We start from the raw sequence: 14,953 nt of genomic DNA on the forward strand, positions 1-14,953 counted from the left end.
GGAGGTTTGAGATCATAGAACCGCAGGAAGACAGTAAGGAGTCTTTGGAAGTCTGCCGCCACAGCACCTCGCATATTATGGCGCACGCGGTCAAAGAACTCTTCCCGGATGCGATACTTGCAATAGGCCCCGCCATTGCTGACGGCTTTTACTATGACTTTGACTGCAGTCACTCTTTCACTGAAGAAGACTTCCCTCTGATCGAGAAGAAGATGAAGGAGATCATCAAGGCTAACAATCCGTTCAAGGTGAATGAGATGCCGAAGGATGAGGCTCTGAAGTTATTTGCCGGCATGGGTGAGATATACAAGACTGAACTCATTGGAGAGATACACGATGAAACCGTGACTGTCTATGAGGAGGGCGGCTTTCTTGATCTCTGCCGCGGGCCACATGTCAGTTACACAAAGAAGATAAAAGCGTTCAAGCTCCTTTCTGTTGCGGGCGCATACTGGCGCGGTGACGAAAAAAAGAAGATGCTGCAGAGAATTTACGGCACAGCCTTTTTTACAAAAGATGAACTGCAGAAACATCTTGACTTCCTCGAAGAGGTAAAGAAGCGGGATCACAGGCGTCTTGGAAAAGAGCTTGACCTCTTCAGTATGAATGACGATATCGGCGCAGGGCTTGTCCTGTGGCACCCGCGCGGGGCATCCATAAGAAAGTCTATTGAAGATTTTTGGACAGCTGAGCACATCAGATCAGATTATAAAATTCTATATACTCCCCATATGGCAAAACTTGATCTTTGGAAAAAGACCGGGCATGCTGATTTTTACAAAGAGAACATGTACTCGCCTATGGATATAGATAATCTTGAGTATGAGATAAAGCCGATGAACTGCCCATTTCATGTTGCTGTTTTTAAGAGCCATATGCGCAGCTACAGAGAGCTGCCGATAAGATACGCAGAGCTTGGCACGGTATATCGTTATGAACGCTCCGGCGTGCTTCACGGCCTCTTGAGGGTCAGGGGATTCACTCAGGATGATGCTCATATATTCTGCACAGAGGACCAGATAGAAGAAGAGGTATTGAAGGTACTGGAGTTCACGCTCTTTATACTTCAGACATTCGGGTTCACAGATTACAGCATCTATCTTTCCACAAGGCCTGAGAAGTATGTGGGCGGAGAAGCCAGTTGGGAAAAATCCACCAACGCATTAAAGAACGCTCTGACTGGGAGAGGGATTGACTATACAATTGACCCGGGCGAAGGAGTTTTTTACGGCCCTAAAATAGACATCAAGGTGAAAGATTCTCTTGGCAGGGAATGGCAGTGCAGCACCATTCAGGTAGACTTCAATATACCTGAGAGGCTTGACGTTACTTACAGAAGCCCTGACAACAAGGATTGCAGGCCCATAATGATCCACCGCGCCCTGATGGGGTCGCTTGAGAGGTTCTTCGGCATATTGATAGAACACTATGCAGGCGCATTTCCGTTGTGGCTCGCCCCTGTGCAAGTCTCTATTTTAATTATTTCCGAAAAGCATATTGAATATGGAAAGACTCTGCTTAAATCAATGCTTAAAGAAGGGATAAGAGCAGACCTCGATGCAGAGAATGAAAAGATAGGTTATAAGATAAGAAGAGCTACTATGTTAAAAACACCGTATCTGTGTATAATAGGTGACAAAGAATTAGAAAACCAAACTGTAAATATAAGGAAAAGAACCGAAGAGGGATCTATAGAGATGCCGCTTGACAGGTTTTTGTCGACACTTAAAATGGAGGTGGATGATCGCAGGTAATAAAATAACCAGAAAGGGCGCTGACACAAAAGGCTTGAGGATCAACAGGCGGATTCGTGCAAGAGAACTGATGGTGATTGACAGCGACGGGACGCAGCTCGGTCTTTTAAGTGTTAACGAGGCGATGAAGATCGCGATTGATCAGGACCTTGACCTTGTTGAGGTTTCACCAAACACAAATCCGCCGGTATGCAAGATTCTTGACTATGGCAAGTATCTCTACCAGTTGAATAAAAAGCATACAAAACAGAAGACGATCACATTAAAAGAGATCAAGGTCAGGCCTCAGACAAGCGAGCACGACCTTGAATTTAAGATAAAGAACGCCAGGAAGTTCATTGAAGAAGGGAACAAGGTCAAAGTATCAATGATGTTCAGGGGCAGAGAGATAGTTTATGCATCCAAGTTTTCAACGAACATATTTGACCAGGTATGTTCAGCTCTGGCTGATATTGCAATTATTGAAATGAGAGCAAAGATGGAAGGGCGACGCATGATGCTGGTTCTTTCCCCTAAATAATTTTATACAGAAACCAAGGAGGAAGCTGTTTTGCCAAAAATAAAGACACACAGAGGGGCTGCAAAAAGATTCAGAAAGACAGGCACAGGCAAGTTTAAGAGAAATAAGGCGTTTGCCAGTCATATGATGACATGCAAAAATGCCAAGACAAAGAAGAAGCTGAGACAGGGATGTATGGTTCATGATGCCAACCTTGACGCTGTTAGAAAGATGTTGCCTTACTAACTTCTTAACCGCTGATAAGCAATGGTTTAATTGCCGGATCCTCAGTATGCATCTATATTTTCATTCATAGATGTTATCTGTCATTTTTCCATAACTATTGTCTGTTTTAAAAAATATATAATTTACTGTATAATAAGCAGTCAATTTATATAACAAATAATTTTTAAGTATATGCAGGAGGAAAAGATTCATGCCAAGAGCAAAAGGTGGTTTTAAAACTAACAGAAGAAGAAATAAAGTGCTCAAGATGGCCAAAGGCTATTACGGGGCAAGAAGCCGTCTGTTCAGGGTGGCGACGCAGGCCGTTGACAGGGCTTTGCTGAACTCATATAAAGACAGGAGGCTCAAGAAGCGGGATTTCAGGTCTTTGTGGATAGTACGAATAAATGCTGCAGTCAGGGCTTTGGGATCTACTTACGGCCAGTTTATGAACAGCCTCAAGAAGCTTAATGTTCAGATGGACAGAAAAGTTCTTGCGGATATGGCCTATCACGACCCGAATTCTTTTTCCCAGCTTGTTGAGATGACAAAAAAAGCTGAATGACAAGTGAAACAGGTTCCATAAAGAATCTTGCCATAAAAGAAATAGAAAAAGCCGATACCCTGAATGCCCTCCAGACCCTGAAGATAAAATATCTGGGAAAGAAGGGCATACTCACCGAAAAATTAAAAGCTATCAGTTCAGTCCCCAGTGATGAGAGACGCGAATACGGACGCGTCATCAATGAAACCAAGAATGAACTGGAAGAACTCTTCAGCAAGCTTGAAAACTCATTCAGCACAATAGAACTCAACAGAAAGCTGAATAGTGAACGGATCGATGTAACCATCCCAGGCAATTATATCCCGTTTGGCCATCTTCACCCGATCACCCAGGTTCTTGATCATATTGTAAATATATTCGTCACGCTCGGCTTCACTGTTGAGGAAGGGCCTGAGATAGAGCTGGATTATTACAATTTCGAAGCACTGAATATGCCGAAGGATCATCCTGCCAGGGATATGCAGGATACATTTTATGTCAGCGATGATGTTGTATTGCGAACCCATACATCATCTGTACAGGTTCGCATAATGGAAAAGAATGCTCCTCCGCTTCGGGTAATCGCACCCGGGAAGGTCTACAGGTGCGATTCTGACGTAAGCCACATCCCCATGTTTCATCAGCTTGAAGGATTCATGGTAGACAAGAATATCCGGATGAGCGATCTCAAGGGAGTGCTTGAACTATTCATTCATCGGGTATTCGGACCCAATACAAAGGTCAGGCTTAGGCCGAGCTTCTTCCCTTTTACAGAGCCGAGCGCTGAGATAGATATCTCATGTGTAATGTGTAAAGGAAAAGGATGCAATGTATGCAGCAGCACCGGATGGATTGAGATACTTGGCGCAGGGATGATCAATCCGAAGGTTTATGAAAAGGCAGGTTATGACCCGAACAAATACACAGGTTTTGCCTTCGGAATGGGGATAGAGCGCGTTGCAATGCTCAAGTACAGCATTGATGATGTCCGCCTCTTCCCTGAGAATGATAAAAGGTTTTTAGAACAATTTTAAAACTATGAAAGCATCTTATAACTGGCTGAAAGAGTTTGTTGACTTTGATATCTCGCCCGAAGAACTGGCGCATGCCATTACAATGGCAGGCTTGGAGGTCGAGGAGATAGAGAATATTGAAGGTGATACAGTCTTTGATATAGGGATAACCCCGAACAGACAGGACTGTCTGAGCATCAGGGGAATTGCCCGGGAAATATCGACTATACTCGGACTGCCATTAAAAGACGTTTCCGTAAAGATAGAATGCGAAGAAGGCGACGGGCCTGAAATCCTGATAGAAGAACCTGACCTCTGTCATCGATATTCTTCACGCATTATAACCGGAGTCAAGCCTGCTCCATCCCCGGACTGGATGGTCAAGAGGCTTGAAGCATGCGGCATCAGGCCTTTATCAAACATTGTTGATGTAACAAACTATGTCCTGCTCGAGTTAGGGCAGCCTATGCATGCCTTTGACCTGGACAAACTGTCAGGAAGCAGGATAGTTGTTAAGAGGGCTGACGATGCACATAAATTTACCACACTTGATGACGAAGAGAGGCTGCTTCATAATGAGATACTGCTGATATGCGATGCTAATAAATCCGTTGCCGTGGCCGGAGTTATGGGAGGCAAGAACACAGAGGTCTCTGATTCAACATCCAGCATACTTCTTGAGAGCGCATATTTTAAACCCTCTTCTATCAGGAGAACATCAAAAAGGCTTAACCTCCTGACTGAGTCATCCTACAGGTTTGAGAGGGGCATTGATAAAGAAGCTGTAACGCTCGCTCTGGACAGGGCAGCACAGCTGATATCAGAACTTGCCGGAGGCAAGGTAACCAAAACAACTGATATTTATCCGACACAGTTTAAGCCTGAAGAAATATCGCTCACCTTTGAGAAGATAAATTCACTTATCGGCGTTGATATAGATAAAGCATTTGTTGAAAAGACACTTAAGAGTCTCGGTTTTGATCCGAAGATATCCGGTGATGTGATTACCGTTACGCCGCCAAGCTTCAGGTCTGACGTGAGCATGGACGTGGATATAATTGAGGAGATAGCAAGGCTATATGGATATGATAATATTCCATCAACTCTCCCGGTAATGCAGATGAGCTCTGCTCCTGAGCACCGTTCCCAGGAGTTTGTCAGGTCACTGAAAACATCTTTTGCGCAGTCAGGCTATTATGAAGCAATCAACTACAGCTTTCTCAGCCCTGAAATAATTGAGAAAATAATGCTTTCTTCTGATGACAAAAGGCGAGCGCTTGTTTATATAAAGAACCCTCTGAGAAAAGAGGAGTCTGCAATGAGGACTACCATTGTGCCGGCGCTGCTGAATAATGTGAGCGTAAACCTGAATCGCGGCGAAAAGATGATAAGGTTTTTTGAGATATCAAAGATCTTTCTCTCCTCAGATGATAAACTGCCTAAAGAGATACTTCAGCTGGGAGCGGTATTCCGCAAAGAAAAGACTGCATCAATATATGAGAACAGACATGAAGGATTTTATGACATCAAGGGTCTCTTTGAAAATATATTGACTGATTTAAATTTAAAGAATGTATCTTTTGAGCATGGAACAACCGCGCCTGAGCCATATCTTCATCCCGGAAAGTCATGCTCGATTATGATCGGTAATGAGAGGGTAGGGAGCATGGGAGTTCTCCATCCCGGAGTTGCAAAGGAATTTGATATAAAAGGCGACATAACTATTGCTGAGCTGTATGACTTAAGTATGATACTTGATGCGATTCCTTCAGGGATAACATATAAACAGATGCCAAAATTCCCTTATGTCGAGAGAGATGCCGCATTGATAGTGGATGATAGTACAACCGTTTCTGACATTAGAAAAGTCATAATGAATGTTGAATCAGATATTATTGACTCTATGACCCTCTTTGATGTTTATAAGGGTAAACCTATACCCAATGATAAAAAGAGCCTTGCCTTTGCGATCAGATATCGTTCTTCAATCAAGACATTGACCGATGATGAAGTGGATAGGCTTCATTCCAGAATAGTCGATCTTATCAAGTCTGAACTTGACGCTGAATTAAGAAGCTAAAAGTCTTACTATCTGCATTCTAATCCTAATATTAATTAACAATCTATCACTCCCAATCCGTAGTCAGGCTTGCCCCCATTTAATAAAGAAGGTATTATTAGTCAATGGATATTTCAAAGAAAATTCTCTCTGACCCTGTAAATAAATGGTTGTTCAAACAGCCCAATAAGCATTTATATCTTGTAGGCGGGTATCTGCGTGATCTTCTAATTGGGAGGACATCTAAAGACAGGGATTTTGTATTTAAAGGTGATGCCGAAAAATTGGCAAGACAAGTGGCAAGAAAGTTCAATGGCACATATATTTTGCTTAAGGAAGGCCTGACATGCAGGATTGTGCTGAAAGATAAGAGTGTTATTGATATAAATTATCTTACTGCGCCTATAGAAGAAGACCTTGCCAGAAGAGATTTCACGATAAACACTATCGCATGGTCTCCTAATCGTGGCCTATTAGACCCCTTTAACGGCCTTAATGATATAAAAAGCAATAAAATCAGGATGATCAACCCTCTTAATCTTAAATCTGATCCTTTGAGGGTGCTCAGGGCTTACAGGTTTGCTGCTCAATTGGGATATTTTATAACACCTGAGACCCGAAGGGAACTTCAGAAATTTGCAAAAGACTTAAAATTCACAGCACCTGAAAGGATCACTGATGAACTTGTAAAGCTCTTGAATAATCCAAATGCAGGCAAACACCTTCAGATATGTATTAATGATAATGTGCTATCGCATATCTTGAATATTGAACAAGATGCTTTATCGAGCAAAATTAGGTTGATAAAGACGTTTGATAGGTCAAATAATACTTTAAGTACAGAGAGTAACTACTTACAATCTGAGATAAGCCAAGGCATGACAAGGTCTGCTATGATAAGGCTGGCATTGTTATTAGCTCAAGCTCATCCTACTATTAAAATGCTGAAATTCAGCAGAGCCAATGCTGTTGCACTAAAAAGGATACTTGAAGCTTTTCATATCTCTACATCTGCAAGGATGGATCAATCTGTATTATATAGAGCATTCAACAAGGCCGGTGAAAACTCAATCGAGGCAGCCGTTTTAATAGGAATAATAATGAGGCGTCAAATATTACCTTTGATCAGGAAAGCAAAAGAGTTTATATATATCAGAAATAATCCGTTACTGTCAGGAGATGTAATACAGGAGATGCTTGGCATAGAACCAGGTCATAAAATAGGTGTTATTTTAACCCAATTAGAAGAGGAGCAATTCAAGGGGAATATCTCCTCAGTTCTTGAGGCAAAGAGATGGATAATACATAATTTAACATAATATAAATTATCAGACGTAAGACACAGTTATACCTTGTTAGAAAATTGTTGTTAATAAGGGTATCTCCTTCTACGAACCGGCTTCTATACTGAAGTTACCTATGATTGCACAATATTTAGGCAGATAAAATATGCTTGTAATACAATAGGTTAAATATACTAATTAGATTGAAAGGCGGAGTGCCGATTAGCCCGCTTTATTTACTTGAGAGCGGGATCAGAAAATGCTTTTTGGTTTACCATAAGTCCAATCTATTGTATGGTCTTCAAATAGTAAGTAAATGTTGCAGTTGTATATCAAGTAGTTGCAAGTGTTTTCTCAACTATTACATCAAGGTTATTCCCTATCTGCCCAGCTTGTCGTTATATTTTATCTCCAAATAACGAATGCTGCTTTATCTCAAGGATCTTTATTCGGACAAGATTCCCAATATCCCCTTTATCCCCACAATAATTCACGATCTTGTTTTTCGCTGTCCTTCCTGTAAGCATATCAGCATCACCCTTGCTAAGGCCCTCTGTGAGTATCTCAACAGTCTCACCCTTAAACCTCTTATTTTTTTCTGATATTATCGTCTCCTGAAGTTCCTGTATCAGTAAAAGTCTCTCAGATTTCACATTTTCATCAATGTGGCTTGGCAGTTCAACAGCCTTGGTGCCAGGACGCTTTGAATATTTAAATGCATATATGCCGTCAAATCCAATGGTTTCAAGGGCTTTCATAGTCATTTTGAAGTCTTCATCTGTTTCACCCGGGAAGCCGGCAATAATATCAGTAGTTATCGCCATATCAGGGACAGCTGACCTTATACTCTCGATCTTTTGTGTGTAATTATCAAAAGTGTAACCTCTGTTCATCAGTTTAAGTATGTTATCAGAGCCTGCCTGAAGAGGCAGGTGGAGATGCTCACATATTTTTGGCATATCCCTCATTACATTAATTAGACGATCAGAAAGGTCTTTTGGGTGAGAAGTCACGAACCTGATCCTTTTAATCCCGCTTATCAAGTGGATATTTTCAAGAAGTTCAGGAAACTCAGATCTTGCAGAAAGGCTTTTCCCGTAAGAGTTCACATTCTGGCCAAGCAATGTAACCTCTTTACAACCATCATCCGAAAGTGCTTTGATCTCATTAATTATATCTTCAGCCGGCCTGCTTCTCTCTCTTCCGCGTGTATAAGGCACGACACAATATGCGCAAAAATTATCGCATCCGTACATAATGGATACCCACGCCCTCACCCCCCCTTCTCTCTTCATTGGGAGAACCTTCAGGTGATATTCAGGATTATCTTCAACAGATACCCTCCCCTCCCCTGTATTTATCCATGACTGAAGACGGTCAATATTATCAGGGCCGAATACATAATCAACATAAGGAAATCTCTTTATTATCTTTTCACCTTCCTGCCTTGCGATACACCCGGCAACTGCTATTCTAAGTTTTGCATTATGTTTTTTTGCATCCTTAAGCCTGCCAAGTTCACTGAAGAACTTCTGCTCGGCCCTCTGCCTTATGCTGCAGGTATTAAAAACTATTACATCAGCCTGCCTATCGTCATCTGACTCTACATAACCGGATTCCAGGAAGATGCCGGCTATCTTTTCAGAATCATTAACGTTCATCTGGCAGCCCATTGTTTTAATGAAGAACTTCTTTTTCAATATGATCTCCTATGCTAATTCTTAATTTATTATTTTAATTCATTAAGGCTTTATATTTCACATAAGGGAAGATAAAAAAAAGCGGATTTGTTTAAATTATATCGAGGATTTTAATAAACACTTCTAAAATAGCGTCTCTGAAACCAGAGTGCCACGTTTACGAGGCCGATCATTACCGGCACTTCCACAAGTGGCCCGATGACCGCCGCAAACGCCGCACCGGAATTAATGCCGAACACAGCGATAGCTACCGCTATTGCCAGTTCAAAATTATTGCTTGCAGCGGTGAAAGCCAGAGTTGCTGTTTTTGAATAATCGGCGCCGACCTTCTTCCCCATATAGAATGAGACAAGAAACATCAGAATGAAATAGATCATCAGCGGAATTGAGATGCGCACCACATCCATCGGGATCTGAACAATAAGGTTCCCTTTCAAACTGAACATGACGACAATTGTGAAGAGCAGCGCGATCAGAGTAATAGGGCTGACCTTTGGTATGAAATGGTATTGATACCACTCCTTGCCCCTGGCCTTTATCAATATGAAACGTGTCAGCATTCCGGCAATAAACGGGATGCCGAGATAGATAAAGACGCTTTTTGCTATCTCTCCCATGCTTACCTGAACGATGCTCCCTTCAAGTCCAAAGAGAGGCGGCAGAACCGTAATGAAGACGTAGGCATATACACTGTAAAAAAGCACCTGAAAAACACTATTGAATGCAACAAGTCCGGCAGCGTATTCGGTGTTTCCTTTTGCTATCTCATTCCATACAATGACCATGGCAATGCAGCGCGCAAGTCCTATCATGATCAGCCCCACCATATATTCAGGATAGTTATGGAGAAATAATATGGCGAGTAAGAACATGAGAATCGGGCCGACTATCCAGTTCTGAATGAGAGATAGTCCGAGAACTTTTTTATCCCTGAATACATCTCCCAACTCCTCATACCTGACCTTGGCAAATGGCGGATACATCATGAGGATCAGTCCCGCGGCAATGGGTATGTTGGTGGTGCCGGACTGAAAGCTGTTTATCAACACCTCAACGCCGGGGACAAAGTAGCCAAGCCCAACTCCAAGCGCCATAGCTGCGAAAATCCAGACAGTGAGATACCTGTCCATAAAAGAAAGTCTCTTTACATTTTGCTCAGCCATGTCATTTCCCCACTACTTATCGCAGCACCTGTTTTTATTATTTATGCTCATAACTTTTTTCAATTGCGAAAGATTCTTTTTAACTGTTTTATCGGGAATTCTTTCAAGGACAGAGTGAATGAGAAACCTCCTGAACAGGTCTGTATTATTTATGCTGTAGTGGACCCATTTACCCTGCTTCCGGTCTTTTATGATCCCCGCCTCTTTGAGCACATTCAAATGGAATGAGATCTTCGGTTGGGACACCTGAAGGGTTTCAGTAATGTCACAAACGCATATCTCACCCTCTTTCATCAAAGAGATAATATTGAGACGGGTCTCATCGGACAGTGCCTTGAATATTTGTATAGTTTCCTGCATAAACACTCATTCATATCAATTGTTGTTTATATGATAATCACAATTATCTCATGTTGTCAATAGGCTGCCATTTAAAATAACATAATTAAATCAATAGCATTTTATATGGCATTACAATATATGAGAGTTTGTTGACTATTGCAGGCACTAAGTAATGTTAAGGAAAAAGTCCGGAATGTTTAAGCAGATTCATTTTATAGACTTCAATTAAAGCCTCTTTTCTTTTTCTGGTTAACCTTTTTATCCTTCTCTCAGCATTCAGCGCATTTTTGAAATATACATATTCCTTGGAATAAACTAATATTACAGGCGATTTGCCTTTCAAATACTTTGCGCCGTCTCCTCTGTTGTGTAATTTGATCCGATTCTCTAAATTACTTGTGTAGCCGGTATAATACGTGCCATTTTTACACATTACGATATATACATGAAAACTGCCTTTTCTTTTTATCTTTCTATGCATGCTTTAAATTAAGAAAGGAGTATGCAGATCTGTTATGACCTGGGAAGTGAAACAACGATTTTTGTGTCTTCATTCAGCCTGCTCTTTATACTTATGTAGCCGCCGTGAAGCAGAACTATCTGCTTCACTATAGACAGCCCGAGTCCAGTACCGCTGATTTTTCTGGAACGTGATTTATCAGCACGATAAAATCTCTCAAAAACTCTCCAGAGACATTCCTCTGCTATACCGATGCCGTCATCCTCTATGTCGATAATTATCTCCTTTTCCTTTTCTATGAGAAACAGAATGGCCGTTCCATTTCTCTTTCCGTACTTTACAGAATTATCCACCAGGTTCTGCAAAACTACTTTGATCTTGAACCTGTCAGCAGTTATCTTAAAGTCTTCGCCCTTTGTATTAAGTTCTATAGTACCGCCTTTTTCTGAAAAAGCCACAGTAAAACCGGATATAACCTCAGCGGCAAGTTCTTTTAAGTCAAATTCACTCTTCTCGATTTTCTTGGTTCCAAGCTCCAGTTCAGAAAGGTTTAGGAGGTCATTTGTAAGGTTAGATAAACTCTCAGCGTTCTTCTTGATGATTGAAAGAAACCTGTCGGCTTTTTCAGGGTCTTTAAGCGCTCCATTCTGGAGTGTCTCAACAAACCCGATTATCGATGTCAGGGGTGTCTTGATCTCATGGGATACATTTGCAATAAAATCAGACTTAATTTTATCCACCTTGCTCAGATAGGACACTTTGGCTTCCAGTTCCTGCGCAAGTATATTTAATGCATCATGAGCTTTTTTAAGCTCTTCGTCAGAAGTTTGTTTCTTAGTGCTCATTACTGGCTAAGGCAGGGATGTTCAGCAAAAAATTGGCGGGCATAAAGTTTCATATAAATTCCAGGGGGTACTATAAATTCTCCTTAAAGCTGTATCCTAAACCTCGTACGGTTTCAATATGGTCTCTGACCGTCCCGAGTTTTTTTCTTAAGGTCTTTATATGGTTGTCAACCGACCTGTCATAGCTGTCATTGTTGTCTGAACTGTAATTAAAAACATCAGCAACTATTTTGTCTCTGGTCAATACGATGCCAGGCCTCTGTGTCATATAAGCAAGAAGTTTAAATTCTGTATAGGTTAAATGTACCGGATTGCCCAAGACAGTAGCCTTGTGTTTCAAGGTATCAATAGCTATATCACCGGTTCCAATTTGCTTAAGCACAGGAGGTTCTAATCTTCTGAGCACAGCCCTTATCCTTGCAATAAGCTCTTTAGGGCTGAAAGGTTTTGTAATATAATCATCAGCGCCAATTTCAAAACCGACTATCTTATCTGCCTCCTGGGATTTTGCAGTAAGCATTATGATAGGAATGTGAGATGTTGCATCGTTATTTCTGATAGAACTGCAAACCTCAAATCCATCCAGCCCGGGCAGCATTAAATCAAGTAAAACCAGATTCGGATGTTCAATTTTTAACAGTTCAAGTGCGTCTTCACCGTTTGATGAAAATACAACCTTAAATCCTTCCTTTTCAAGGTTGTAGGTAATCATCTCTACAATATCAGAATCATCTTCTATAATGAGTATCTTTTCGTTTGGCATATTAGTAACTGATTAAACAATACCAAATTTACCAAGGAGCTTTGCCTTATCTGTACCGGTCAGGTCTGCAATAATGTTTTTTTCCATCTTCTTGATTACATCAGAAGAGAGATTTTCCAGTATTTGATTATTAATGCTTTTTTCTGCGGCCAAAAACCACTTTTTAGCTCCTTCTTTTTTTATTAGCACTTCAATGTCTCCGGTGATCAACTTAATAACCCTTCTCTTTTTCTCAGACTCAACATTATGCGCCTCACCGGTCCCTTTTCTGCCCTGTTTGCCGCCGTTTAATGCGAACCTTCCGGTGCCGTCGGTCACCTTGTCACTGAATTTTCCATGTGCATCAACATTATCATACGCTTTGAGCGGTTCTATCTTTGTGCTTTCAAGTGTGTTTTTTACAACCCTGTATGCTTTGAAATGCCCCTGATCAACAACAATAATTATCATTTTACCCTCCGTAGTTAGAAATATATCATGTCTTTCGCTGTTTTGCTATTTCATGGGCAAATATCGCATACGACATGGCGACATTAAAAGAAAGCTGAGCGCCTTTCATCGGAAGCGTGACCTTCATGTCAAGGTGCTTATCGATACCGTGCCTTATCCCCTTTCCTTCTGACCCCAGTACAAGACAAAGTGGAAAAGGCAGAGAGACCTTATTTATATCTGCCCCATCTTCCACAACAGCACCGACAACCCAGTAGCCTGATTCTTTCGCCTCTGTCAAAGCCTGCGACATATTGCCAACCATTGAGACAGGCACATAATTCTCTCCTCCTGATGCGACATGGAGAACGGTTTCATTAATATCGCAGGAATGCCGCTCAGGGATAACAATTGCAAAACCATCGAAACATGCAGCTATGCGGATTATACTGCCGAGATTATGCGGGTCACTTAAGTTGTCCAGAAAGATAAGAGTGGGCCTTGCCCGATTGCCGCCGAGATGAAGAAGCTCCTTAAATGCTCTGTATCTGAACTTTTCAGCCTCTGCAACTATACCCTGAACCCGGTCTGCATTTTTTATTCTTAAAAGTTCTTTCTCTGACACACGGCTGACCGGTATATTCTCAGCATCTATGGCATCTATAATCTCTTTTGATTTGAAATTGTCTTGAAGGTAGATCCTCTTAATACTTGAAGGGTTGTACTGCAAACGTTCAAGCACAGAGTTCTTGCCGTAAAGATACATTGAATTTTTTGCCAATTAGCCTCCAAGGAAAAAATAGACTCTTCTTGTTATAACCCGGCCTTTTCCAGCCATCTAAAGAGAAATAGCCCGCCGGCAACGAAGACTATAATAACGACCCAATCATTTACTCCGATAATTGAAGAGAGAGTGATAAATCCCTCCCCGCCCCAGCTAAGTATCGTATCGCTTATCACGGGATATAGTTCAGCAAAGATACCGGCGCCGACCAGCATCCCGAGCATCCCCCAGAAGGCATCCAGTCTGCCTTCGCCAAGAGCGCCAAGCGATGTGCCGGGACAATAGCCGAGCAGTCCCCATCCAAAACCAAATATAAGGCCGCCGAGTATATTAGCCACAAGGTTTGTCGGCAGTATAAGAGGCTTGGCAAATCCAAGCATAAAAAGTATGTGGACACCTACCATGCCAGTAAGGATCGCGGAAAACATGAACTTGACTATGGTCATATCAGTGAGCCGGAGAGCTCCTATCTGCCTGTCATAACGAAGCACCCTCCCCTTTTGAAGAAAAAAACCGAATAATATGCCTGTTATTAATCCATTTATAAGAGTGCTCATTTGTCGTTACCTCCATGATACAGAAGCTGGGCCACAACAATGCCTCCGATAAAGAAACACATTATGACCACGAGGCCGCTTACCGCAAGCTGTACAAGCGCCCCTAACCCATAACCGCTCGGACAACCGCCTGCAAGCCTAGCGCCGAACATAAGTATCACTCCTCCTGCAAAAGCTGTAAGATTTCTTTTCAATTTGCTTGGGCCAAAATGTTTTTCCCACATATCAGGCACAGTTTTTATCTTAAAGCTTCCTGAAGTGATAGATGAGATAAAAGCGCCTAATAATATGCCGATAACCATCATCATCTGCCAATCTACTTCAGGTATATATCTGACAAAGTAATCCATTGTAAGAACGCGTTCAGGATCAAAGAGCCTCTCTATAAAACCTGCCGTCCTGACAAAACATGTTGAAGCCCCGAAAAAGTTGTTGGCGATCCATGCGGAAGCGATGATCACCAGCCCGCTCAATACACCGGCCAGGTATGGACTCCACCCCTTATCTTCTGTTTTCATTAATATACCTCCTGT

General features: G+C 41.8%; 15 protein-coding genes and 2 pseudogenes. 7 read left to right on the forward strand and 10 right to left on the reverse strand.

Annotation, left to right across the window (positions count from 1 at the left end; all coding sequences use genetic code 11):
* Nucleotides 1–32: 32 nt before the first annotated feature.
* The 7 genes and pseudogenes from thrS (at nucleotide 33) to Q7U10_09845 (ending at nucleotide 7,413) form a co-directional block, all read left to right on the forward strand.
* A pseudogene (thrS, locus tag Q7U10_09815) lies at nucleotides 33–1,754 on the forward strand (threonine--tRNA ligase).
* Nucleotides 1,741–2,274, forward strand: a complete 534-nt coding sequence (infC, locus tag Q7U10_09820) for a translation initiation factor IF-3 (protein ID MDO8282898.1) — start codon at nucleotides 1,741–1,743, stop codon at nucleotides 2,272–2,274. Before thrS ends, infC begins: the two are co-directional and overlap by 14 nt.
* Nucleotides 2,275–2,304: 30 nt before the next feature.
* The gene (rpmI, locus tag Q7U10_09825) at nucleotides 2,305–2,499 is read left to right on the forward strand and encodes a 50S ribosomal protein L35 (protein MDO8282899.1); all 195 of its coding nucleotides are present in this window, start codon (nucleotides 2,305–2,307) and stop codon (nucleotides 2,497–2,499) included.
* A gap of 190 nt (nucleotides 2,500–2,689) precedes the next feature.
* A complete protein-coding gene (rplT, locus tag Q7U10_09830; protein ID MDO8282900.1) occupies nucleotides 2,690–3,043 on the forward strand; it encodes a 50S ribosomal protein L20 in 354 nt (117 codons plus the stop codon).
* Nucleotides 3,040–4,056 (forward strand): phenylalanine--tRNA ligase subunit alpha, encoded by a 1,017-nt coding sequence (pheS, locus tag Q7U10_09835; GenBank protein MDO8282901.1) that lies wholly within the window; start codon nucleotides 3,040–3,042, stop codon nucleotides 4,054–4,056. Before rplT ends, pheS begins: the two co-directional genes overlap by 4 nt.
* A 4-nt stretch (nucleotides 4,057–4,060) precedes the next feature.
* Nucleotides 4,061–6,115 carry a phenylalanine--tRNA ligase subunit beta gene (gene pheT, locus Q7U10_09840; protein MDO8282902.1) on the forward strand — a complete coding sequence of 685 codons (2,055 nt, stop codon included), beginning with the start codon at nucleotides 4,061–4,063 and terminating at the stop codon, nucleotides 6,113–6,115.
* A 104-nt stretch (nucleotides 6,116–6,219) separates the two neighbouring features.
* The gene (locus tag Q7U10_09845; protein MDO8282903.1) at nucleotides 6,220–7,413 is read left to right on the forward strand and encodes a hypothetical protein; all 1,194 of its coding nucleotides are present in this window, start codon (nucleotides 6,220–6,222) and stop codon (nucleotides 7,411–7,413) included.
* A gap of 362 nt (nucleotides 7,414–7,775) precedes the next feature.
* Here the strand turns inward: Q7U10_09845 and miaB are convergent, their stop codons facing one another.
* The 10 genes and pseudogenes from miaB to Q7U10_09895 form a co-directional block, all read right to left on the reverse strand.
* Complete coding sequence (gene miaB, locus Q7U10_09850; protein ID MDO8282904.1) at nucleotides 7,776–9,077, reverse strand: tRNA (N6-isopentenyl adenosine(37)-C2)-methylthiotransferase MiaB; 1,302 nt, start codon at nucleotides 9,075–9,077, stop codon at nucleotides 7,776–7,778.
* Between the two features lie 110 nt (nucleotides 9,078–9,187).
* A complete protein-coding gene (arsB, locus tag Q7U10_09855) occupies nucleotides 9,188–10,240 on the reverse strand; it encodes an ACR3 family arsenite efflux transporter (protein MDO8282905.1) in 1,053 nt (350 codons plus the stop codon).
* A gap of 147 nt (nucleotides 10,241–10,387) precedes the next feature.
* Nucleotides 10,388–10,600 (reverse strand): annotated as a pseudogene (locus Q7U10_09860) (metalloregulator ArsR/SmtB family transcription factor).
* Nucleotides 10,601–10,757: 157 nt separating this feature from the next.
* Entirely contained in the window at nucleotides 10,758–11,063 is a 306-nt protein-coding gene (locus Q7U10_09865) for a GIY-YIG nuclease family protein (protein ID MDO8282906.1), read from the reverse strand.
* Between the two features lie 32 nt (nucleotides 11,064–11,095).
* On the reverse strand, nucleotides 11,096–11,887 hold the full coding sequence (locus Q7U10_09870; protein ID MDO8282907.1) for a HAMP domain-containing sensor histidine kinase: 792 nt from the start codon (nucleotides 11,885–11,887) through the stop codon (nucleotides 11,096–11,098).
* A 70-nt stretch (nucleotides 11,888–11,957) separates the two neighbouring features.
* A complete protein-coding gene (locus Q7U10_09875) occupies nucleotides 11,958–12,650 on the reverse strand; it encodes a response regulator transcription factor (protein MDO8282908.1) in 693 nt (230 codons plus the stop codon).
* Between the two features lie 12 nt (nucleotides 12,651–12,662).
* On the reverse strand, nucleotides 12,663–13,100 hold the full coding sequence (locus Q7U10_09880; GenBank protein MDO8282909.1) for a host attachment protein: 438 nt from the start codon (nucleotides 13,098–13,100) through the stop codon (nucleotides 12,663–12,665).
* 25 nt (nucleotides 13,101–13,125) lie between these two features.
* On the reverse strand, nucleotides 13,126–13,860 hold the full coding sequence (rlmB, locus tag Q7U10_09885) for a 23S rRNA (guanosine(2251)-2'-O)-methyltransferase RlmB (GenBank protein ID MDO8282910.1): 735 nt from the start codon (nucleotides 13,858–13,860) through the stop codon (nucleotides 13,126–13,128).
* 32 nt (nucleotides 13,861–13,892) lie between these two features.
* On the reverse strand, nucleotides 13,893–14,420 hold the full coding sequence (locus Q7U10_09890) for a YeeE/YedE thiosulfate transporter family protein (GenBank protein MDO8282911.1): 528 nt from the start codon (nucleotides 14,418–14,420) through the stop codon (nucleotides 13,893–13,895).
* Nucleotides 14,417–14,938, reverse strand: a complete 522-nt coding sequence (locus Q7U10_09895) for a YeeE/YedE thiosulfate transporter family protein (GenBank protein ID MDO8282912.1) — start codon at nucleotides 14,936–14,938, stop codon at nucleotides 14,417–14,419. Before Q7U10_09895 ends, Q7U10_09890 begins: the two co-directional genes overlap by 4 nt.
* Nucleotides 14,939–14,953 lie beyond the last annotated feature (15 nt).

Source organism: Thermodesulfovibrionia bacterium (assembly GCA_030646035.1).
GTDB lineage: Bacteria > Nitrospirota > Thermodesulfovibrionia > UBA6902 > UBA6902 > JACQZG01.